We start from the raw sequence: 22,030 nt of genomic DNA, 5'->3' as shown, positions 1-22,030 counted from the left end.
GCACTACGACAACGGCGGGTAGGCGTTCCGCATCAACTGCTGGAACTGCGCAGAGAACCAGTGCCCGGACAGCGGAGCGTTCGGCAGCGCACCGGACAGGTTGTTCCCGTTGCGCGGGTTGCCCGTGTACGTCGGGTCGCACATCCGGTCGAACCCCTTGCCCTCGTCGTTCGGGATCTCCGAGCTGGCCCCGTCGGACTCACCCGGAGGCTTGATCCAGACGTACGCGTCGATGCCCGCCGCCGGGCCGGCCTGCGGACGCTCACCGAGGCCCGCCCCGGACTGGTTGCACCAGTTGCCGACGTGGATGCGACGGTCGTAGCGGCCGCCGTTGACATACGTGTCGACGTCCGTCGTCGCACCCGGACCCGCCGGCCGCGCCGAGCCGCCCCAGCCGTTCCTCGACGTGTCGATCAGCATGCCGATACCGGAGTTGAAGCCGGTCGTGACCAACTGGTCGCGGAAGCCCTGGGCGTAGGACAGCTCGTCGGTGTAACGGTTCCAGTCGACCCACTTCGACTCCCGGACGGACTTGCCGCCGACGGAGTCGTTGATGGTGAAGTTGTTCTCCTTCAGGGCGCTGTAGTTGGCCGTGTTGGTGATGAAGCCGTGCACGTCGTTGAGGGTGGCGCCCTCGGAGGTGGCGGCCTCCTTCATCATGGCGGCGCTGGGGGCGAAGTTGTCGTCCCAGCCGATCCAGCCGTGGTGGCCGGCGTCGATGTAGTTGTAGACGTTGGCCGCGTCGCCGAGCTTGTTCAGGGCGTAGCCGACGCCCTTCTGGTAGTTGCCGTTGGCCTTCATCACGTCGCACTGCGGGGTGGCCGTCGGACGGCTGCCGGTGTTGGTGACCAGGTTCGGCAGCGAGTCGATCTCGATCGTGGTGACGATCCGCAGCGAGGCGTACTTCGGGTCGGCGAGGATCGCGGCGATCGGGTCGATGTACTCGGTCTTGTACCGGCCGATCTCTGTCGGGCCGAGCTCGCCGTTGGAGGCGAGGGCGGAGCAGTCGCGGCCCGGCAGGTTGTAGATGACCAACTGGACGACCAGTTCGCCGGAGCCCTTCTGCGTCAGGGCCTCGTCGAGGTGGTCACGCAGGCCCATGCCGCCGTTCACGCCGTTGATCGCGGCGATCCGGTCCAGCCAGACACCGGTCGGCTGATTGGCGATCCGGCTGCCGCCCGGCTCGGCGGCGGCCTTCGCGGACCACTCCGGGTTCACGTACATCTTGGCGCCGGAGTAGGGGTTGTCGACCTTGGGACCGGTGGGACCGGGGTCGGTCGGATCGGTGGGGCCGCCGCCGTCGACGTTGCAGGTCACACCGTCGAGGGTGAAGGTGGCCGGGATGGCGTTGGTGCCGCTGTAGGAGGCCTGGAAGCCGAAGCTGACCGTGCCGCCGGTCGCGAGCGTGCCGTTGTAGGTCTCGTTGGCCGCGGTGACGGCGGCGCCGCTCTGGCTGATCTTCGCGTTCCAGCCACTCGTGACCTTCTGGTTTCCGGCGTACGACCACTTCACCGCCCAACTCGACTTGGCGGCGCCCTGGTTGGTGACCGTGACAGCGGCGGTGAAGCCGGTGTCCCACTGGTTCTGCACCTTGTAGTCGACGGTGCAGGGCACGGCGGCCGTGCCGATTCCACCCGGGTCCGCGGCGAGCGCGGTCCCCGAGGCCCCGGCGACCAGCGCCAGGGCGGCGAGCATCGCTGTTCTGGTACGAGTCATGAGTGCGGGTTCCTTCTTGGTTGCGGGTGCTGACGGTCCGTCCGTACAGGGCGCGCAAGAGGCAAGGAGGAGGTGCCGACGACGGCTAAAAGTACTGAACGCGGGGGGTGTCGCATGAGCGACTCCTCACAGCTCAGGCACGTCGTGACGGACGCGTCGAGTGATGGAATCGCTCCCACTGGTGCCCATGAAGCTAGCGCCAAGTGACGGTGAAGGACAGAGGAGTTACTGACTTTCGCTCAACCGAACTCATCGAATCTTTTCGACTCTTCAAGCACCTTGACCCCTCGCACCCCCGTCCCCACTATGGGAGCGCTCCCACTGGTTCAAGCCTTGACTTCTCCGAGCCGCAAGGAGGAACCAGCACGTGCATCCCCCACGCAGACGCACAGCGGTACGACGGTTGTGGACGGCCGTCTCGGCGGCCCTGGCACTCCCCTTGACGATGCTGGGCACGGGTTCGACACCTGCTCAGGCAGCAGCAGTTCAGTGCAGCGTCGACTACAAGACCAACGACTGGGGTTCCGGCTTCACCGCGGATCTGACGATCACCAACCGGGGTACCGACGTCATCGACGGCTGGACCCTGACGTACGGCTACGCGGGCAACCAGAGGCTCAGCAACGGCTGGAACGGCACCTGGTCCCAGTCCGGGCAGACGGTCACCGTGAAGGACGCCGGCTACAACGGGCGGATCCCCGCCGGTTCCGCCGTCACCACGGGCGCGCAGTTCACGTACAGCGGCAGCAACGCCGCGCCCACGAACTTCGCGATCAACGGCACGAGTTGCACCGGCGCCCACCAGCCCCCGATCACCGTGCTGACCAGCCCGGCGGCCGGTGCCGTCTACTCGCAGGGCGACGCCGTCCCGCTCGCGGCCACCGCGGCCGCCGCTGACGGCGCGACGATCGGCAAGGTCGAGTTCTACGACGACACCACCCTGCTGGGCACGGACACGACGGCGCCGTACTCGCTCTCGGTCTCAAGCTTGACCGTGGGCAGCCATTCGCTGCTGGCGAAGGCGTACGACAGCCTGGGCGCGTCCGGTGAGTCGACCCCGGTCGGCATCACGGTCGCCTCGGGTCCCGCCGTGGTGGCCACTCCGGCCCAACTCCCGGTCCAGCAGGGCAGGACGGCGACGTACGACGTCAAGCTGTCGACCCAGCCGTCGGCCACCGTGACCGTCACGACCGCCCGCACCAGCGGCAACTCGGGTCTGTCGGTGACCGGCGGCGCCTCGCTCACCTTCACGCCCTCGAACTGGAACACCGCGCAGAAGGTGACCATCACCGCCGACTCCTCAGGCACGGGTTCGGCGACCTTCGAGTCGACGGCCACCGGGCATGCGAAGGCCACGGTCACCGCTACCCAGATCGCGGCGACGAAGGCGTACGACGCCCGCTTCCTGGAGCTGTACGGCAAGATCACCAACCCGGCGAACGGCTACTTCTCGCCCGAGGGCATCCCCTACCACTCGGTCGAGACGCTGATCGTCGAGGCGCCGGACCACGGTCATGAGACCACGTCGGAGGCCTACAGCTACCTTCTCTGGCTGCAAGCCATGTACGGCAAGGTCACGGGCGACTGGTCCAAGTTCAACGGGGCCTGGGAGATCATGGAGAAGTACATGATCCCGACCCACGCCGACCAGCCGACGAACTCCTTCTACAACGCCTCGAAGCCGGCGACGTACGCGCCCGAGCTGGACACCCCGAACGAGTACCCGGCGAAGCTCGACGGGTCGGTCTCGGCCGGCTCGGACCCGATCGCCGGTGAGCTGAAGAGCGCCTACGGCACGGACGACGTCTACGGCATGCACTGGTTGCAGGACGTCGACAACGTCTACGGCTACGGCAACTCGCCGGGCAAGTGCGAGGCGGGTCCGACGGACACCGGACCGTCGTACATCAACACCTTCCAGCGCGGCGCGCAGGAGTCGGTGTGGGAGACGGTGCCGCAGCCGACCTGCGACGCCTTCAAGTACGGCGGGAAGAACGGGTATCTGGACCTGTTCACCGGTGACGCGTCCTACGCCAAGCAGTGGAAGTTCACCAACGCCCCGGACGCCGACGCCCGTGCGGTGCAGGCGGCGTACTGGGCCGACAAGTGGGCCGACTCGCAGGGCAAGGGCGGCGACATCTCCGCGACCGTGGCCAAGGCCGCGAAGATGGGCGACTACCTGCGCTACGCGATGTACGACAAGTACTTCAAGAAGGTCGGCAACTGCGTCGGGCCCTCCTCGTGCCCGGCCGGCACCGGCAAGGACGCCTCGCACTATCTGCTCTCCTGGTACTACGCCTGGGGCGGCGCCACCGACACCTCGGCGGGCTGGGCCTGGCGCATCGGCTCCAGCCACGCGCACGGCGGCTACCAGAACCCGATGGCCGCGTATGCCCTCAGCGCGTACGCCGACCTCAAGCCCAAGTCGGCGACGGGGCAGGCGGACTGGGCCAAGTCGCTGCAGCGGCAGGTCGAGTTCTACCGCTGGCTCCAGTCCAGCGAGGGCGCCATCGCGGGAGGCGCGACGAACAGTTGGGCGGGCCGGTACGCGACGCCGCCCACCGGGAAGTCGACCTTCTACGGCATGTACTACGACCAGCAGCCCGTCTATCACGACCCGCCGTCCAACCAGTGGTTCGGCTTCCAGGCGTGGTCGATGGAGCGGGTCGCGGAGTACTACCAGCAGACGGGCGACGCGACCGCGAAGGCCGTCCTCGACAAGTGGGTCGACTGGGCGCTGTCCGAGACGACCGTCAATCCGGACGGTACGTACCGGATCCCGTCGACGCTCCAGTGGTCGGGCCAGCCCGACACCTGGAACGCCTCAAGTCCGGGCGCCAACAACGGACTTCATGTCACCGTCGCCGACTACACCAATGACGTCGGTGTGGCGGCCGCGTACGCCAAGACCCTGACGTACTACGCCGACCGCTCCGGTGACACGGCGGCCGCGACGACGGCGAAGGCGCTGCTGGACGGCATGTGGGGCAACCACCAGGACGCCCTGGGTGTCGCGGTCCCGGAGACTCGGGCCGACTACAACCGCTTCGACGACGCGATCTACGTCCCGAGCGGCTGGACCGGCACGATGCCGAACGGTGACGCGATCAGCTCGTCGTCGGCCTTCGACTCGATCCGCTCGTTCTACGAGAACGACCCGGCGTGGTCGAAGATCGAGGCGTATCTGGCGGGCGGTGCGGTGCCGTCGTTCACGTATCACCGGTTCTGGGCCCAGGCGGACATTGCCTTGGCCATGGGTTCGTACGCGGAGCTTCTCGAATAGTCCCCGGGCCGTGTTTCGGCTGCCGGCCCGCTGTTGCTGGTCGCGCAGTTCCCCGCGCCCCTGAAGGGGCGCTCCGGTGCACGGCGTTCTCGACGGGCGGCCTCCTCCCGCACAGGAGGCCGCCCGTCCTCCCCACACCACGGAAGGAACCCCCGTGCGAAGAACCCGCATCCTCACCGGCGGTGGCGACGGCCGCGGAGAGTGCGGCCCGGCGTCTGCGGTGTATGCGCGGGTGCTGCACGTGACGTACCCCCTCGGGAGGACGGACGGGTTCCGTCCCCTCAGTCGCCGCCGTGCGTAGGTGAGTTGCCGCGTTTCCCGGCCGGTCAGGGGGCCGATGTCACCCGTGCTTGCGGAAGGCCCGCACCGTGAACACCGGATCGGGCCGGGGGCGGTCCTGGTCCGGGAGGTCCGCCAGGCGGGCGGCGAAACCGTCGGCGAGCGCGCCGCCGGGCGGAAGGGTGACGAACCAGCCCCGGCGCAGGTCGGCGACCGTGCGGCGGGGGCTGCGGCCCTGACCGTGCCCGGTGAAGCGGGCCTCGCCCGCCGGGACCAGGGCATGGTCGAGGGCGTACGACGCGACGATCGCGGCCTTGTCCCGGGCATCGCTGCGCGGGCGGGAGGCCAGGACGACGTCGATGTCGCTGCCCACGTTGTGCGCTGCGGCCTTGTCGACCGTGGTGACGTAGACGCCGCCGGGGCGCAGCACCCGGGCGCACTCACCGACGATGGTCCGCACGTCCGCGTCGGACTGGGCGAGGTGCAGCAGCCACACGCTGCTGACGGCGTCGAACCGGCCGTCGCCGAACGGCAGCCGGCGGCTGTCGGCGAGCACGACGGTGCCGGGCATACGGGCGGCGGCCTGCCGGGCCATGGCGGGCGCGAGGTCGACGCCGGTCACGCACATGCCGTCCCGCCCGGCGGCGAGCCGGCGCGTCACGATGCCGGTGCCGCAGGCGACGTCGAGCAGGCGCCGGGTGCCCTCCGGCAGAAAGCCCAGCACGGCCCGCGCGGCGGCCGCCGCTCTGGGCTCGCCGCCGCGCGAGGCGTCGTAGCGCTCCGCTTCCTTGTCGTAGTCGAGCACCCGCGTCACTGCGCCCCGTGACCGGGGGCGAGGTCCTCGATCCTGCGGGCGAGCGTGAAGTCGCGCTTGGTGACGGCGCCCACGGTGTGGGTGTTCACGGTGAGTGACACCGTGTTGTAGCCCAGGGTGAGGTCGGAGTGGTGGTCGAGCTCCTCCTGGACCTGGGCGATGTGCACGACCATCGCCGTGGCCGCGAAGTGCGAGGGGAGCCGGTAGGAGCGGGCGATCCGGTCGCCGTTCAGCGACCAGCCCGGCAGCTCCGCGAGCCGGTCCTCGATCTCCTTCTGCGACAGCGGTTCGAGGGGCATGGCCTCGCTCCTTCCTGGACGGGAGGGTTCGTCTTCAGCCTGCCACAGTCTGGGTGCGGCGGTCCTGGTCAGAGGGGTTCCCCGAGGGCCGGCGCGGCACGCCTGCGGCCGCGCCTCGGCGGGCAACGGGGTCGTCCGTGAGCCATCGCCGATCACCGCCGCGCCCGCCGGGGACGACGTCCCAGGCGCGGTCATTGCCCGCGCGCCTCGACTACGGTCGTATCCATGACCTCTGTCCCGTCCGGCCACGCCGCCACCTCCACCGCTCCCGCCGGCCAGGGCGTGGGCCCCCTGCTGCGGGCCTGGCGGGAGCAACGCCGGGTCAGCCAGCTCGAGTTGGCGCTGCGGGCGGACTCCTCGGCGCGGCACATCAGCTTCATCGAGACGGGCCGCTCCCGGCCGAGCGAGGAGATGGTGCTGCGCCTCGCCGAGCACCTGGAGGTGCCGGTGCGCGAGCGCAACGCGCTGCTGCTGGCCGCCGGCTACGCCCCGCACTACCCGGAGACCCCGCTGGACGACCCGGCGCTGGACGCGCTGCGCGCGGGCATGGAAGCGCTGATCCAGGGCTACGAGCCCTATCCGGCGCTCGTGGTCGACGCGATGTACAACGTGCACGCGGCCAACCGGGGCATCCTGATGCTCCTCGACGACATCCCCGAGCACCTCCTGGAGCCCCCGCTCAACGCGATGCGTCTGACCCTGCACCCGGAGGGCCTCGCGCCGCGTATCCGCAATCTGCGCGAGTGGCGCGGCCATCTCCTGGAGCAGATGCAGCGGCAGATCGCCCTGCACCGCTCCGAGCCGCTGCGGGAGCTGTACGAGGAGGTCGCGGCCTACCCGGTGCCCGAGGACGCGCCCGGCGCGGAGCCGGACGACCCCGTCCCGTACTTCGCGCTGCCGATGCAGATCGAGCACGAGGGCCGGGTCCTGTCGTTCATCTCGTCCATCTCCACGTTCAACACGCCCATGGACGTGACGGTCGCCGAGCTGGCCATCGAGACACTGCTCCCGGCCGACCCGGCGACGGTCAAGTACCTTCAGTCGCTGCTGCCCTGACGGGCCTTCAGCGCAGCGAACTGCAACCCGGCGAAGGCGGCGACGGTGAGCGCTTGCAGCACCGTCCACACCGCGCCCGCGGTGGTCGGCGACAGCCACAGCGCGAGCGCGAGGATGCTCAGCACGGTCCAGGCGAGGTTGGCCTCGACGACGGCGCGCACCGGGAGGTCGGCGGGGCGGGCACGGGCGGCGAGCAGTGCGACGGCACCCGCGTACACCGCGAGGAACGCGCCGAGGGCGAGCAGCAGCGCCGGTTCGACGCCCAGCAGCCTGCCCAGCGGGCCGGACGCGACGAGGTAGGCGAGCCCGTTCGCCCCGGTCACCACCGCGTCCAGGGCCAGGAAGCGGCGCAGCACGGTCTGCGGGTCGGAGGTCCGGGCGAGCGCGGTGAGCGAGGTGGCGGACATGACGAATCACCCTCCGTCGAGGTCGAGTGGCATGCGACAGGACCCGGATCCCGGACCGGAGTGCGCCGGCCCGGAATCCGGTGCGTCAAAGGTCTCGCGGAGAAGCGGGCCGGTCGATTACCTGCGGGGTAATGGCAACCCCCTCAGGGGCGCGGGGCTGTATCGATGTGCGGCTCCGCCGCGTGGGCGCGACCGGCCCCGACCGGCCCGCAGCATGCACAGGACCGGCAACCCCCCATGGGTAACCGGAACGTGGCACACTGCACCCCGTACTTTCGGCGCGTAGGGGAGGCGTGGCGTGAGTGAGCGGCGGCCCGCGCCCACCGTGGGCCAGGTGGTGCTCGGCAAACGCCTGCAGGAGCTGCGGGAGGCGTCCGGACTGGGCCGCGACGAGGCCGCGCGGGTCCTGCGGGTGGCCGCGGCGACCGTACGGCGCATGGAGACCGCCGAGGTCGCCCTGAAGATCCCGTACGTGCAGGTGCTGCTGGAGACCTACGGCGTCCCGGAGGACGAGGCGGCCGCGTTCGTCTCGCTGACCGAGGAGGCCAACCAGCCGGGCTGGTGGCAGCGGTACCACGACGTGCTGCCGGACTGGTTCAGCCTGTATGTGAGCCTGGAGGGCGCCGCCCGGATCATCCGGTCCTACGAGCCGCACTTCGTGCCCGGCCTGCTCCAGACCGAGGAGTACGCCCGGGCCGTGCTGCGGGCCGGGACGATAGGGCAGACCGGCCCGGAGACGATCGAGCGGCATGTGTCCCTGCGCATGGAACGCCAGCGTCTGCTGGAGCGCCCGGATCCGCCCCATCTGTGGGTGATCATGGACGAGACGGTGCTGCTGCGCCCGGTGCGGGGCGGCGGCGAGGTGATGCGCGACCAGCTCGACCGGCTTCTGGAGTTCGCCGAGCGCGACCGCGTCACGCTCCAGATCGCGGAGTTCGCCTCCGGCCCGCACCCCGGGACGTACGCGCCCTTCACCCTGTTCCGCTTCGCCGAGCCGGAGCTGCCGGACATGGTCTACACCGAGTATCTGAGCGGCGCCCTGTACCTGGACTCCCGCACGGAGGTCGCGGCGCACCTGGAGGTCCTGGACCACATGTCGACGGGCGCCGCGTCCGCCGAGCGCACCAAGAAGATCCTGCGGGAGCACCGCGAGAACTGCTGAGCGGCGTACGGCAACCTTCCGGCCGGCGGGGACGACCCGTTCACGACGGCACCCGAGCCCCGAGGAGAGCACACCGCATGTCCGGATCCGAGTCCGCGCCCGCCCGCGTCGACACCAGCCGGCCGCATCCGGCCCGCGTCTACGACTGGTGGCTGGGCGGCAAGGACAACTACCCGGTGGACGAGGAGCTGGCCCGCAGGATCCTCGCCGTGGACGGCACGGTCCTGCGCGGCGCCCGCGCCAACCGCCGGTTCATGCACCGGGCCGTGCGCACGGTCGCCGAGGCCGGGATCCGCCAGTTCCTGGACATCGGCACGGGCATCCCGACCGAGCCCAATCTGCACCAGGTGGCGCAGGGCGTCGCGCCGGAGTCCAAGGTCGTGTACGCCGACAACGACCCGATCGTGCTGCGGCACGCGGAGGCGCTGCTGCACGGGTCGGCGCAGGGCAGCACCGAGTATGTGCACGCCGACGTCCGTGACGCCGACGCCCTGCTGGGCCGGGCCGGCGAGTCCCTGGACTTCGACCGCCCGATCGCGCTGTCGCTGGTGGCGCTGACCCACTACCTGGGCGACGATCCCGACGGCGACGACGTGTACGGCCTGCTGGAGAAGTACGTCGCCGCGCTCGCCCCGGGCAGCCATCTGATCCTGTCGCAGGTCACCCCGGACCTCAGCCCGCAGGCCATCGAGAGCGCGGCGAACCACTTCAGGCGCAGCGGCACCCCGTTCTTCCCCCGCTCGCTCGCCGAGTTCTCCCGCTTCTTCGACGGCCTGGAGCTGCTCGGCCCGGGCGTCATCCCGGTCTACGGCTGGCGCCCCGAGCCGGCGGACGTGGCGGCCCAGGCGGAAGGCATCGTGCCCGTGTACGCGGGGGTCGCCCGCAAGGTCTGACCCGTACGGGCGCCGTGAACGGGTGCGCTCCCCCGCCCCGCCCTAGGTTCGTGATCAGGGCAAGCAAGGGAGCGCCTGTGACCGACACCCGGGTACCGCCCACCCCGCCCGCCGAGCCGGGCGCGGCGCTGCTGAAGGCCGGCAGGTTCTTCCGGCCCGGCACGCCCGCGCCCGATCTGCACAGCATCGCGCTGACCGGCGGGCGCGAGGCGGACGCGTTCTACCGGGACCGGTGGAGCCACGACAAGGTCGTGAACTCCACACACGGCGTGAACTGCACCGGCTCGTGCCGCTGGAAGGTGTACGTCAAGGACGGCATCATCACCTGGGAGACCCAGCAGACGGACTACCCGTCGGCCGGCCCCGACCGTCCCGAGTACGAGCCCCGCGGCTGCCCGCGAGGCGCCGCCTTCTCCTGGTACACCTACTCCCCCACCCGGGTCCGCTACCCGTACGTCCGCGGTGTGCTTCTGAAGATGTACCGGGAGGCGAAGGAGCGTCTGGGCGACCCCGTCCTGGCCTGGGCGGACATCCAGGGCGACCCCGAACGCCGGCGCGGCTACCAGCGGGCGCGCGGCAAGGGCGGCCTGGTGCGGGCGAGTTGGGACGAGGCGATCGAGATGGTCGCGGCGGCGCATGTGCACACCATCAAGACGTACGGCCCCGACCGCATCGCCGGTTTCTCCCCCATCCCCGCGATGTCGATGGTGTCGCACGCGGCGGGCGCCCGCTTCCACTCCCTGATCGGCGCCCCGATGCTGTCGTTCTACGACTGGTACGCCGATCTGCCGGTCGCCTCCCCGCAGGTCTTCGGCGACCAGACGGACGTACCGGAGTCGGGCGACTGGTGGGACGCGGCGTATCTGATGATGTGGGGCTCGAACGTCCCGGTGACCCGCACGCCCGACGCGCACTGGATGGCGGAGGCCCGCTACCGCGGCCAGAAGGTCGTGGTGGTCGCGCCCGACTACGCCGACAACGCCAAGTTCGCCGACGAGTGGCTGCACCCGCACCCCGGCACGGACGGCGCTCTTGCCCTCGCCATGGGGCACGTCGTCCTCAAGGAGTTCTTCGTCGACCGCGAGACGCCGTTCTTCGCGGACTACGTACGGAAGTTCACCGACCTGCCGTTCCTGGTCACCCTGGAGGCACGGGACGGCGCCTACGTTCCCGCGAAGTTCCTGCGCGCCTCGGACCTGGGCCAGGAGGGCGACGGCGCCGGGTGGAAGACGGTCGTGCTGGACGAGGTGTCGGGCCGCGCGGTCGCCCCGAACGGCTCCCTGGGCTTTCGCTGGACCGAGTCCGGCAAAGGCCGCTGGAACCTCGAACTCGGCGACATACGGCCGCGGTTGAGTCTGTACGGCAGTGAGGTGTCCGCGGGCGTCGAGGTGCTGCTGCCGCGCTTCGACACCGAGGGCGGGCCGCACGGACAGGGCCGCGGGGACGTCATACGCCGGGGCGTCCCGGTGACGAAGCTCGGCGGTGCCGACGGCCCGCTGGTGACGACGGTCTTCGATCTGCTGCTCGCGCAGTACGGGGTGGCCCGGCCGGGGCTGCCGGGCCGCTGGCCCGCGTCGTACGACGACGCCGACTCCCCCGGCACGCCCGCCTGGCAGGAGGCGCACACCTCCGTCCCGGCGGCCAAGTGCGCGCGGATCGCGAGGGAGTTCGCGCGCACGGCCGAGCGGTCGAAGGGCCGCTGCATGATCCTGATGGGCGCGGGCACCAACCACTGGTTCCACTCCGAGACGATCTACCGCACCTTCCTCGCCCTGCTCCAGCTCACCGGCTGCCAGGGCCGCAACGGCGGCGGCTGGGCGCACTACGTGGGCCAGGAGAAGTGCCGTCCGGTGACGGGCTGGGCGACGCTCGCGGCCGCGTCCGACTGGTCGCGTCCGCCGCGCCAGATGATCGGCACGGCGTACTGGTTCCTCAACGCCGACCAGTGGCGCTACGACCGGTTCACGGCCGATGTGCTCGCCTCGCCACTGGGAGCGGGGCGCTTTCGGGGGATGACGGGCGCGGACTGTCTGGCGCTGTCGGCGCGCGTGGGGTGGATGCCGTCGTATCCGACCTTCGACCGCAATCCGCTGGAGCTGGGCGAGGTGTTCGGCGACGCGGTGTCGCGGGTGGTGGCCGAACTGCGCGCGGGCACACTGAAGTTCGCCTGCGAGGATCCGGACGCGCCTCAGAACTGGCCGCGGATAGTGACGCTGTGGCGGGCCAATCTGCTGGGCTCGTCGGCGAAGGGCGCGGAGTACTTCACCCGGCACCTGCTGGGCACGCACTCGTCGCTGCGGGCCGAGGAGGCCCCCGAGGACGTACGGCCCAAGGAGGTGGCCTGGCACGACGAGGCGCCCGAGGGCAAGCTCGACCTGCTGCTGTCGCTGGACTTCCGGCAGACGTCGTCGACACTGCTGTCGGACGTCGTCCTGCCCGCCGCGACCTGGTACGAGAAGCACGACCTGTCCAGCACGGACATGCACCCCTACGTGCACTCCTTCACCCCGGCCGTGGATCCGCCGTGGCAGGCGCGCACCGACTTCGAGGCGTTCAAGGCACTGGCGGAGCGGCTGAGCGAGCTGGCCGTCGACCATCTGGGCGTGCGCAAGGACCTGGTGGCGTCCCCGCTCCAGCACGACACCCCGGGCGAGATCGCCCAGCCGGGCGGCGTGGTCCTGGACTGGCGGCGCGGGGAGTGCGATCCCGTGCCGGGCAGGACCATGCCGAACCTGACCGTCGTGGAGCGGGACTACACCGCGATCGGCGCCAGGTTCGCCTCGCTCGGACCGCTGGTGGAGCAACTCGGCCTGCCCGCCAAGGGCATCACGCTCAGGCCGGACGAGGAGGTCGAGCACCTGCGGCGGCTGAACGGCGTGACGGGCGACGGCCGCCCCCTGCTCGACACGGCGGTGAAGGCGGCGAACACCATCCTCGCCCTGTCCGGTACCACCAACGGCCGCCTCGCCACCCAGGGCTTGCGCACCCTTGAGGCCCGCACCGGGCAGGAGATGGCGCACCTGGCGGCCGAGCACGAGGGCAGGCGGATCACGTACGCGGACACGCAGGCCGCGCCGGTGCCGGTGATCACCTCGCCGGAGTGGTCGGGCAGCGAGTCGGGAGGGCGCCGCTACACCGCCTTCACCCTCAACACCGAGCATCTCAAGCCGTGGCACACCCTCACCGGCCGCCAGCACTTCTTCCTCGACCACGACTGGATCCACGAGCTCGGCGAGGCGCTCCCGGTGTACCGGCCGCCGCTGGACATGAACAAGCTGTTCGGCGAACCGCGGCTCGGCCCGGACGGGCAGCGGGAGGTGACGGTCCGTTTCCTCACCCCGCACAACAAGTGGTCCATCCACTCCGAGTACCAGGACAACCTGTTCATGCTGGCGCTCTCCCGGGGCGGCCAGAACATCTGGATGTCCCCGCAGGACGCGGACGCGATCGGCGTCGTCGACAACGACTGGATCGAGGCGGTCAACCGCAACGGCGTGGTCGTCGCGCGGGCCGTCGTCTCGCACCGGATACCGCACGGCACCGTCTACATGCACCATGCGCAGGAACGCACGGTCGCCGTCCCGAAGACGGAGGCCACCGGCCGGCGGGGCGGCATCCACAACTCGCTGACCCGGCTGATCCTCAAGCCGTCCCATCTCGTCGGCGGCTACGCCCAGTTGTCCTGGGCGTTCAACTACCTGGGCCCGACGGGCAACCAGCGCGACGAGGTGACGGTGATCCGCCGTCGCAGCCAGGAGGTCGAGTACTGATGCGTCCGATGGCCCAGATCGCGATGGTGATGAACCTCGACAAGTGCATCGGCTGTCACACCTGCTCGGTCACCTGCAAGCAGGCGTGGACCAACCGCCGCGGCATGGAGTACGTCTGGTTCAACAACGTCGAGACCCGCCCCGGCCAGGGCTATCCGCGCCGCTACGAGGACCAGGAGCGCTGGCGCGGCGGCTGGGAGCTGAACCGGCGCGGCGCGCTGACGCTGAAGGCGGGCGGCCGCTTCCGCAAGCTCGCCGGGATCTTCTCCAACCCCGAACTGCCCGAGATCAAGGACTACTACGAGCCCTGGACCTACGACTACAAGAACCTCACCGACGCCCCGCTCGGCGACGACTACCCGGTCGCGCGGCCCATCTCGCAGCTCGACGGCAAGCCGATGAAGATCGAGTGGTCGGCGAACTGGGACGACAACCTCGCCGGCGCCCCCGCCTACGGCGACCTCGACCCGATGGTGGAGCGGACGCGCACGCAGGCGTCGCAGAAGGTGCGGTTCGAGTTCGAACAGAGCTTCATGTTCTATCTGCCGCGCATCTGCGAGCACTGCCTCAACCCGTCCTGTGTGGCCTCGTGCCCGTCGGGTGCGATGTACAAGCGGGCGGAGGACGGCATCGTCCTCGTCGACCAGGACCGCTGCCGGGGCTGGCGGATGTGCGTGACGGGATGCCCGTACAAGAAGGTGTACTTCAACCACGCCACCGGCAAGGCCGAGAAGTGCACGATGTGCTATCCGCGCGTCGAGGTCGGTCTGCCGACGGTCTGCTCGGAGACGTGCGTGGGCCGGCTGCGCTATCTCGGCGTCGTCCTGTACGACGCGGACAGGGTGACGGCCGCGGCCTCCGTACCGCGCGAACGGGACCTGTACGAGGCGCAGTTGGGCGTCTTCCTCGACCCCGAGGACAGCGAGGTGCGGCGGGCCTGCGAGGAGGCGGGGATCCCGTACGACTGGCTGGAGGCGGCCCGCCGCTCGCCCGCGCACGCGCTGATCAGCAAGTACCGGGTGGCGCTGCCGCTGCATCCCGAGTACCGGACGATGCCGATGGTCTGGTACATCCCGCCGCTGTCGCCGGTGGTCGACGCGCTGTCCGAGACCGGGCACGACGGGGAGGACGCCCAGAACCTGTTCGGCGCGATCGACACGCTGCGCATTCCGCTGGAGTACCTGGCGCAGATGTTCACGGCCGGCGCCATCGGCCCGGTCCGCTCCTCGCTGGAGAAGCTCGCCGCGATGCGCTCCCACATGCGGGCGATCAACATCGGCGAGGAACCGGATCCCTCGGTGCCCGCCGCCGTGGGGATGGCGGCCGGGGAGATCGAGGACATGTACCGGCTGCTGGCGGTCGCCAAGTACGAGGACCGGTACGTCATCCCGACGGCGGCGGTCGCGGACGCCCGGCGCCTGGAGGAGTCGGCGCTGCCGCAGGGGTGCAGCCTCGACTACGAGGGCGGGCCCGGGATGGGCGGGGACGGCCCCTTCGGCCAGGACTCCGGCGGCCGCAGGCTGCTGCCGCTGGTGTCCGTGCAGAACTTCCACGCCCTGCGCGGACGGCAGACATCCGACAACGCTGCCGACGCTGCCGACACGACCCACACTGCCGACACCGAGGATGCCTGATGCCGTCCTTCGAGGTGCTCTACCAGGCGGCCGCGCTCTGCCTGACCTACCCGGACGAGGGCTTCCGCGCCCGCCTGCCGCTGCTGCGCGAAGCCGCCCCGCAGCTACGGGAGTTCACCGACCACGCGGCGCTGACGCCACCGGACGAACTGGCCGCGCACTACGTCCAGGTCTTCGACTTCGAGAACCGCCACAGCCTGTATCTGACCTGGTGGCTCGACGGGGACACCCGGCGGCGCGGCATGTCGCTGCTGCGCTTCAAGGAGGTCTACCGCGCCCACGGCCTGGAGTTCACCCATGAGGAGCTGCCCGACTTCCTGCCCGCGGTACTGGAGTTCGCGGCCCGCACCGGCGACACCGATCTGCTGCTGGAGCACCGCGAGTGCCTGGAGGAGCTCCGCTCCCGCCTCACCGACTTCGGCACACCGTACGCGTCCGTCCTGGACGCCGTGTGCGCCACACTGCCGACCGAACGCACGGGGGTGCGGCCATGACCACGCTGCTCTGGGGCGTCCTGCCCTATGTCACCTTCGCCCTGCTGGTCGTCGGCCTGGTCTGGCGCCACCGCTACGACCGCTTCGGCTGGACCACCCGCTCCTCCCAGGTCCATGAGTCCAGGCTGCTGAGCATCGCCTCGCCCGCCTTCCACTACGGCATCCTGTTCGTGCTGGTCGGCCACCTGGTGGGTCTGTTCGTCCCGGAGTCCTGGACGGACTCGCTCGGCGTGAGCGAGCACGCGTACCACCTGTTCTCCCTCTACGGCGGTACGGCGGCCGGCGTGCTGACCGTCGCCGGGATCGTGCTGCTGATCTACCGGCGCCGTACGAAGGCGCCGGTGTTCCGGGCGACGACGGCAAACGACAAGCTGATGTACGTCGTCCTGCTCGGCGCGATCGTGCTCGGCATGGTCGCCAAACTCACCCATGTCTCCGGCGACGGCTACGACTACCGCCGGTCCGTCGCCCCCTGGGCCCGCAGCCTGTTCACCCTCCAGCCGGACCTGGACCGGATGGCGGGCGTGCCGGTGCTGTACCAGGTCCACGCGGTGGTCGGCATGGCGCTGATCGCGCTGGTGCCGTACACGCGGCTGGTGCACATGTTCAGCGCGCCGGTGCAGTACCTGTTCCGGCCGTACCTGGTGTACCGCAGCCGCGACCCCGAGCAACTGGGGCCGCGGCCGGAGCGGCGCGGCTGGGAGAAGGCGGGCTCCTAGGCCGCCCCGCCCTTCTGGTCCCGCTGGTCCTTCTCGTCGTCGACGATCTCCGCGTCGACCACGTCGTCGTCCTGTGCCGCGCCCTGCTCGGTGCCGGTGCCGGTGCCCGCGTGCGCCGAGCTGTCCGCCGGGGTCTGCTGGGACTGGGCGTACATCGCCTGGCCCATCTGCTGGCTGACCGTGGCGAGTTTCTCGATGCCGGTGCGCAGGACGCTGGTCTCGGCGTTCTGCTTTAGCTGCTCCTTCAGTTCGGTGATCGCCGACTCGACCTCGGTCCGGGTGTCCGCCGGGATCTTGTCCTCGTTGTCGCGCAGGAACTTCTCGGTCTGGTAGACGAGCTGCTCGCCCTGGTTGCGGGTCTCGGCGGCCTCGCGGCGCTTGTGGTCCTCCTCCGCGTACTGCTCGGCCTCCCGCATCATCCGGTCGATGTCGTCCTTGGGCAGCGCCGAGCCGCCCGTCACCGTCATCTTCTGCTCGCGGCCCGTCGCGAGGTCCTTCGCGGAGACGTGCATGATGCCGTTGGCGTCGATGTCGAAGGCGACCTCGATCTGCGGCACCCCGCGCGGGGCGGGCGGCAGGCCGGTGAGGTCGAAGACGCCGAGCTTCTTGTTGTACGCGGCGATCTCGCGTTCGCCCTGGTAGACCTGGATGCCGACGGAGGGCTGGTTGTCGGCGGCGGTCGTGAAGATCTCCGAACGCCGGGTCGGGATCGTCGTATTGCGTTCGATGAGCTTCGTCATGATGCCGCCCTTGGTCTCGATGCCGAGGGACAGCGGGGTGACGTCGAGCAGGAGGACGTCCTTGACATCGCCGCGGATGACGCCGGCCTGGAGGGCCGCGCCGACGGCCACGACCTCGTCGGGGTTGACGCCCTTGTGCGGGTCCTTGCCGGTGAGTTCCTTCACGAGGTCGGTGACGGCGGGCATCCGGGTGGAGCCGCCGACGAGGATGACGTGGTCGACCGCGGCGAGCTTGATGCCGGCGTCCTTGACGGCCTGGTGGAAGGGGGTCTTGCAGCGGTCGAGGAGGTCGGCGGTGAGCTCCTGGAACTGGGCGCGGGTCAGCTTCTCGTCGAGGTGGAGGGGGCCCTCGGCGGAAGCGGTGATGTAGGGCAGGTTGATCGTCGTCTCGGAGGAGCTGGACAGCTCGATCTTGGCCTTCTCGGCGCCCTCGCGCAGCCGCTGCAGCGCCATCTTGTCGTTGCCCAGGTCGATGCCGTTCTGCCCCTTGAACTTCTTCACCAGGTACTCGACGACCCGCTGGTCCCAGTCGTCGCCGCCCAGATGCGTGTCGCCGTTGGTGGCCTTGACCTCGATGACGCCGTCGCCGATCTCCAGCAGGGAGACGTCGAAGGTGCCGCCGCCGAGGTCGAAGACCAGCACGGTCTGCTCCTCGCCGCGGTCCAGACCATAGGCGAGGGCGGCGGCGGTGGGCTCGTTGATGATCCGCAGGACGTTCAGGCCCGCGACCTCGCCGGCCTCCTTGGTGGCCTGCCGCTGGGCGTCGTCGAAGTATGCGGGGACGGTGATCACCGCGTCGGTGACGTCCTCGCCGAGGTAGGACTCGGCGTCCCGCTTCAGCTTCTGCAGCACCCGGGCCGACAGCTCCTGCGCCCGGTAGCGGGTGCCGTCGATGTCGCCCTGCTCGGGGAAGCGCCAGTTCGAGTCGCCCATGTACCGCTTCACGGAGCGGGCGGTGCGTTCGACATTGGTCACCGCCTGCCGTTTGGCCACCTCCCCCACGAGCACCTCGCCGTTCTTGGCGAAGGCCACGACCGACGGTGTGGTCCTGGCCCCCTCCGCATTGGCGACGACAGTGGGTTCGCCGCCCTCCAGGACGGCGACCACCGAGTTCGTGGTCCCGAGATCGATCCCGACCGCGCGTGCCATCGTTGTCCCCTTCCGCCAGGGCACCTCTTGAACTCCAGCACAAAACTTGAGTGGGCTCTTGTCAATGGGGCGAGTGACCCGGGGGCGAGGCGCCAAACGGGAGCTGAGCGCCCGCTCAGGGGTTCGAGGGGCCGGCCCGAAGGGCCGTCCCCTCGAGGGGGCGCGGGGAACTGCGCGACAAGCCACGACGGCGCCGCAGACAGCGGACGGCCCGTCGCGGCTTCCCCGCGAAGCGCTACGCCAGCTTCGCCGACAGCGTGATCGTCGTCCCCGTCAGCGCCTGGCTGACCGGGCAGTTCTTCTTGGCGTCCTCCGCGGCGGCGACGAACGTCTCGTTGTCGATGCCCGGCACCGTCCCCTCGACCGTGAGGTGAATGCCCGTGATGCCCTCACCCGGCTGGAACTTCACGTCCGCCGACGTGACGAGCTTGGTGGGCGGCGTGCCGGCGCCGTGCAGTGCGTGCGACAGCGCCATGGAGAAGCAGCTCGAGTGCGCGGCGGCGATCAGCTCTTCCGGGCTGGTCTTGCCGTTGGCGTCCTGGGAGCGCGAGGCCCACGTGACCGGCTGCGCGGCGATGGCACCAGAAGAGTCGAAGTTGACGACACCGTTGCCCTCGAGCAGGTTGCCTTCCCAGACCGTGTGTGCGGAGCGCGTGGTAGCCACGATTCTTCCTTTCGCATGGGGGCCCGATTCCGGGATCCGTGCCCCCATCCGATCACACTCCGGCTCAGCTCACCCGGAAGACCGGCCCACGCGGGGTGAACGGCAGACGACGTCCCGGGGGAATCAGGTACGCGTGCTCACGGCGTACCCGCAGCACGTCGCACCAGCCGTCCGTGATGACGAGGACGGGTGCGCCGGGCGGGAAGTCGTCCGCGCGCTGCAACAGGTCGATCCCGGGCTGGAGGACCGTGCCGCCACGGCCGCGCACCCGTACCCGCCCGGCGATGTCCGTCACCGGCACATACCCGGCGTCGTACGGTCCCGCGTCGCAGAACACCACCCGCGCTGCCGGTACGTCCCGCGCCTCGGCGTACGAGGCGATGGCGCCGAGCGCCTTGCCGAGCAGGCCGGCGCCCATGGAGCCGGAGGTGTCCAGGACGACGCCGAAGGTGCAACGGGCGATCTCCTCGGGCGGGAAGTAGCGGCCGGCGCGCGGGATGTCGGGCGTGGAGGCCTGGCGGCGCGCGGGACGGGCGTACGTCCGCACCGGCTCCGGGCGGGGCACGAACTCGTCGAACCAGCGGGCGAGTCGGGCGTCCCAGGGCAGCGGCGGATGGCTGAGCGCGCGGATCTCCTGGACCAGGCCGCCGGGCAGGAAGCCGCGCTCGCCCTGCTGGTGCAGGTCCAGGCCCTGGCACAGACCCCGGCGGTAGAACTCGTCGAGGTCGACGTAGTCGCCGGGCGCGCCGAGCGGGGCGCCGAGCACATCGCCGACGCCCTTGCCGCGCAGGGTGGCCAGCCGGCGCATCCGGCGCACGTCGCCGGCGATCCGGTCGTACACCTCCTCCGCCGACAGACCCGCCAACTCCTGGTCGTACAGCAGCCCTTGCGGCATCTCCCCGATCTGCATCTCGCGCAGCCAGCCGTTGATGACGTAGTCGCAGGCGACGTTGAACAGGTAGGGGTCGCGGCTGCCGCAGCGGTCGCCGTGCCGCAGGGCGGCGTGCAGCATCTCGTGGGCGAGGATGAACCGCCATTCCTCGGACTCGAACTGGCGCAGCGGGTTGATGTAGATCTCGCCGGCCTCGGCGTTGACGGCGGCGACGGCGATGCCGTGCGCGCGGGCGAGTTCGGCGTCGGCGACCAGCTTGATGCCGGCCGCGATACCGCCGAGCAGCGGGTATGAGGTGATGAACCACTCCAGCGCCCACTGCCAGGGCCGCTTCTTGACGGGCTCGCCGAGCATGGAGTCGCGGCGGCCGCCGGCCATGTCCATCGCGGTGGAGACGGTCCGGGTCAGGGCGGTGGCGAAGGCGAGCTGACGGTCCGGAGGGGACCCGAACCAGCCCTTCCACTCCACGAGGAGCTGGTCGGGCTCCGAGCCGGCCGTGCCGCAGCGCTCGTACGCGGCCGGGACACCGTCGCGCCGCCAGGGCGCGGCGAGCTGCTCCTCGTCGCCGTCCGGGTAGGCCGGCGGCAGGTGGTCGGGGGCCTTGCCGACCGGGAAGGTGAGCAGGAAGCGGTTGACGACGGCGCAGCGGGCGGCGAGGTCGGCGCGGTCGGGCTGCACGGGCGTGCCCGTCCTGGAAGGGACGTGGCCGAAGCCCAGGTGTAGGACACCATGTGCGATCGCCCAGGCCCAGGCGGGGGGTTCGGCGATTCGATCGGGGTGGACGTGCACGATGCCGTCCGAGTCGACGCGGACGAGGCCGTCGCGGGGCGCCAGTCGGCACTCCTCGTGGCGGCAGACGTCGAACTCGACGGCGGCCAGCGCGGGGTTGGCGCGCACCAGCCGCAGCCCCTCGGTGAAGGCCTCCGCCGCGAGGTCCCGCTTCTTCTGCCGCTTGCCGCCCTTCTGGCCGCCGCGGCTCATCGCCGAGCCTCGACCAGCCGGGGCATGTCGCGCGCGGCCTCCACCAGGAACCAGGCCGGCAGTGCGGGATTGCCGTCGGCGTCGGAGGCGATGACGCTCTGGGCGACCTCGACGGAGATCTCGGCGAGCTGCACCAGCAGCGACTTGGCGCGGTACGCGGTCTGGCGGCCGGTCGCCGACATGTGCTCCTTGCTGACCGGCAGTTCCTTGATCAGACGGCCGCGGAAGGACTCGGCGAGGTAGTAGAGCAGGTCGCGGTCCTGCATGCCGTGCGGCCAGCCGGCGTCGCCCTTGATGATGGCCTCGATGCCGTACTGGCTGCGCACGATCTTGACGTAGCCGCAGAAGGCGGTGGCGTGTATCGGCGTCAGCGTGCCGTGGGCCAGGACCTTCAGCGTCTCCTCATCCAGGTCACGGCCGAAGCTGTGCAGCGCGTCGGAGAGCATGTGCCAGGAGCGGGGCGTGGAGAACGGCTCCTCGGTCTTCGGCGGCTTGGACCACAGGTGGTCCGGGCGGTCGGTGAGGTGGTCCAGGATCCACGGGTGGATGCCGTTGTTCGCGGCCCAGGTCAGCCAGTCCTTGGCCGACGCCTCCAGGTGGACGTGGGTGAGCCGGTTGACCAGGGCGGACGCGATGGGCCGGGCGAGCGCGTTGTCGGTGGCGCGGTTGCCGGCGCCGATCACGATGGAGCCCTTCGGCAGTTCGTAGTTGCCGATACGGCGGTCCAGGATCAGCGAGTAGAACGCCTTCTGCACATCCGGGGTGGCCGCGTTCAGCTCGTCCAGGAACAGGCAGTAGGGCTCGTCGCGGGCGATGGCCTCCGGCGGACAGAACACCGAGCGTCCGTCGCGGATCTGCGGCACGCCGATCAGGTCCTCCGGCGCGAGCTGCGTACCGAGCAGGCTCACGCACTCCAGCCCAAGCGAGGCGGCGAAGTCCCTGACCAGGGAGGACTTTCCGATGCCGGGGGCGCCCCAGATGAACACCGGTCGCACGGTGGCGAGGCCGAGGAGAAGTTCGGGGATACGGGTGGGCGTGACGGTCACGGCTGCCTGCAACGCGCGGGCTCCTTGGGAGT

At 70.4% G+C, this 22,030-nt stretch carries 16 protein-coding genes; 8 read left to right on the top strand and 8 right to left on the bottom strand.

Annotated features, from left to right (window positions below):
• Window positions 1-3: 3 nt before the first annotated feature.
• On the bottom strand, window positions 4-1,716 hold the full coding sequence (locus ACZ69Q_RS03595; protein ID WP_471035699.1) for a glycoside hydrolase family 6 protein: 1,713 nt from the start codon (window positions 1,714-1,716) through the stop codon (window positions 4-6).
• Between the two features lie 367 nt (window positions 1,717-2,083).
• On the opposite strand from ACZ69Q_RS03595, the gene ACZ69Q_RS03590 reads away from it, so the two are divergent.
• Window positions 2,084-4,999 (top strand): glycoside hydrolase family 48 protein, encoded by a 2,916-nt coding sequence (locus ACZ69Q_RS03590; RefSeq protein ID WP_471035696.1) that lies wholly within the window; start codon window positions 2,084-2,086, stop codon window positions 4,997-4,999.
• A 340-nt stretch (window positions 5,000-5,339) separates the two neighbouring features.
• On the opposite strand, the gene ACZ69Q_RS03585 is transcribed toward ACZ69Q_RS03590, so the two are convergent.
• Entirely contained in the window at window positions 5,340-6,083 is a 744-nt protein-coding gene (locus ACZ69Q_RS03585) for a class I SAM-dependent methyltransferase (protein ID WP_471040025.1), read from the bottom strand.
• A 5-nt stretch (window positions 6,084-6,088) separates the two neighbouring features.
• The gene (locus tag ACZ69Q_RS03580; protein ID WP_471035693.1) at window positions 6,089-6,391 is read right to left on the bottom strand and encodes a 4a-hydroxytetrahydrobiopterin dehydratase; all 303 of its coding nucleotides are present in this window, start codon (window positions 6,389-6,391) and stop codon (window positions 6,089-6,091) included.
• 225 nt (window positions 6,392-6,616) lie between these two features.
• Here ACZ69Q_RS03580 and ACZ69Q_RS03575 point away from each other — a divergent pair, with 225 nt between their 5' ends.
• Complete coding sequence (locus ACZ69Q_RS03575) at window positions 6,617-7,447, top strand: helix-turn-helix domain-containing protein (RefSeq protein ID WP_471035690.1); 831 nt, start codon at window positions 6,617-6,619, stop codon at window positions 7,445-7,447.
• On the opposite strand, the gene ACZ69Q_RS03570 is transcribed toward ACZ69Q_RS03575, so the two are convergent.
• The gene (locus tag ACZ69Q_RS03570) at window positions 7,429-7,854 is read right to left on the bottom strand and encodes a hypothetical protein (RefSeq protein WP_471035688.1); all 426 of its coding nucleotides are present in this window, start codon (window positions 7,852-7,854) and stop codon (window positions 7,429-7,431) included. The two genes, ACZ69Q_RS03575 and ACZ69Q_RS03570, sit on opposite strands and share 19 nt — an antisense overlap.
• A 298-nt stretch (window positions 7,855-8,152) precedes the next feature.
• Here ACZ69Q_RS03570 and ACZ69Q_RS03565 point away from each other — a divergent pair, with 298 nt between their 5' ends.
• The 6 genes from ACZ69Q_RS03565 (at window position 8,153) to narI (ending at window position 16,526) form a co-directional block, all read left to right on the top strand.
• Entirely contained in the window at window positions 8,153-9,016 is an 864-nt protein-coding gene (locus ACZ69Q_RS03565; RefSeq protein ID WP_471035686.1) for a helix-turn-helix domain-containing protein, read from the top strand.
• Window positions 9,017-9,093: 77 nt separating this feature from the next.
• Window positions 9,094-9,909, top strand: a complete 816-nt coding sequence (locus ACZ69Q_RS03560) for an SAM-dependent methyltransferase (protein WP_471035683.1) — start codon at window positions 9,094-9,096, stop codon at window positions 9,907-9,909.
• Between the two features lie 77 nt (window positions 9,910-9,986).
• Window positions 9,987-13,679: a nitrate reductase subunit alpha gene (locus ACZ69Q_RS03555; protein ID WP_471035681.1), complete on the top strand. Its 3,693-nt coding sequence runs from the start codon at window positions 9,987-9,989 to the stop codon at window positions 13,677-13,679.
• Entirely contained in the window at window positions 13,679-15,313 is a 1,635-nt protein-coding gene (gene narH / locus ACZ69Q_RS03550) for a nitrate reductase subunit beta (protein ID WP_471035678.1), read from the top strand. Before ACZ69Q_RS03555 ends, narH begins: the two co-directional genes overlap by 1 nt.
• The gene (gene narJ, locus ACZ69Q_RS03545) at window positions 15,313-15,807 is read left to right on the top strand and encodes a nitrate reductase molybdenum cofactor assembly chaperone (RefSeq protein WP_471035676.1); all 495 of its coding nucleotides are present in this window, start codon (window positions 15,313-15,315) and stop codon (window positions 15,805-15,807) included. Before narH ends, narJ begins: the two co-directional genes overlap by 1 nt.
• Window positions 15,804-16,526 carry a respiratory nitrate reductase subunit gamma gene (narI, locus tag ACZ69Q_RS03540; protein WP_471035674.1) on the top strand — a complete coding sequence of 241 codons (723 nt, stop codon included), beginning with the start codon at window positions 15,804-15,806 and terminating at the stop codon, window positions 16,524-16,526. Before narJ ends, narI begins: the two co-directional genes overlap by 4 nt.
• Here narI and dnaK read toward each other — a convergent pair.
• From dnaK to ACZ69Q_RS03520, 4 genes are all read right to left on the bottom strand, one after another.
• Entirely contained in the window at window positions 16,523-18,415 is a 1,893-nt protein-coding gene (gene dnaK / locus ACZ69Q_RS03535) for a molecular chaperone DnaK (protein WP_471035670.1), read from the bottom strand. The two genes, narI and dnaK, sit on opposite strands and share 4 nt — an antisense overlap.
• Window positions 18,416-18,650: 235 nt before the next feature.
• A complete protein-coding gene (locus ACZ69Q_RS03530; RefSeq protein ID WP_471035668.1) occupies window positions 18,651-19,079 on the bottom strand; it encodes an OsmC family protein in 429 nt (142 codons plus the stop codon).
• Window positions 19,080-19,143: 64 nt separating this feature from the next.
• Window positions 19,144-20,952: a vWA domain-containing protein gene (locus ACZ69Q_RS03525; RefSeq protein ID WP_471035667.1), complete on the bottom strand. Its 1,809-nt coding sequence runs from the start codon at window positions 20,950-20,952 to the stop codon at window positions 19,144-19,146.
• Entirely contained in the window at window positions 20,949-22,010 is a 1,062-nt protein-coding gene (locus tag ACZ69Q_RS03520) for an ATP-binding protein (RefSeq protein ID WP_471035665.1), read from the bottom strand. The genes ACZ69Q_RS03525 and ACZ69Q_RS03520 overlap by 4 nt, the downstream gene beginning before the upstream one ends.
• Window positions 22,011-22,030: the final 20 nt, after the last annotated feature.

This window comes from Streptomyces sp. NPDC036764 (assembly GCF_055609385.1).
This window is presented reverse-complemented; position numbering and strand designations above follow the sequence as displayed.

Coding starts and splice junctions, on each gene's coding strand:
- ACZ69Q_RS03575 (WP_471035690.1), top strand. CDS start 6,617: ATGACCTCTGTCCCGTCCGGCCACGCCGCCACCTCCACCGCTCCCGCC.
- ACZ69Q_RS03560 (WP_471035683.1), top strand. CDS start 9,094: ATGTCCGGATCCGAGTCCGCGCCCGCCCGCGTCGACACCAGCCGGCCG.
- ACZ69Q_RS03580 (WP_471035693.1), bottom strand. CDS start 6,391: ATGCCCCTCGAACCGCTGTCGCAGAAGGAGATCGAGGACCGGCTCGCG.
- ACZ69Q_RS03570 (WP_471035688.1), bottom strand. CDS start 7,854: ATGTCCGCCACCTCGCTCACCGCGCTCGCCCGGACCTCCGACCCGCAG.
- narJ (WP_471035676.1), top strand. CDS start 15,313: ATGCCGTCCTTCGAGGTGCTCTACCAGGCGGCCGCGCTCTGCCTGACC.
- ACZ69Q_RS03525 (WP_471035667.1), bottom strand. CDS start 20,952: ATGAGCCGCGGCGGCCAGAAGGGCGGCAAGCGGCAGAAGAAGCGGGAC.
- ACZ69Q_RS03595 (WP_471035699.1), bottom strand. CDS start 1,716: ATGACTCGTACCAGAACAGCGATGCTCGCCGCCCTGGCGCTGGTCGCC.
- dnaK (WP_471035670.1), bottom strand. CDS start 18,415: ATGGCACGCGCGGTCGGGATCGATCTCGGGACCACGAACTCGGTGGTC.
- narH (WP_471035678.1), top strand. CDS start 13,679: ATGCGTCCGATGGCCCAGATCGCGATGGTGATGAACCTCGACAAGTGC.
- narI (WP_471035674.1), top strand. CDS start 15,804: ATGACCACGCTGCTCTGGGGCGTCCTGCCCTATGTCACCTTCGCCCTG.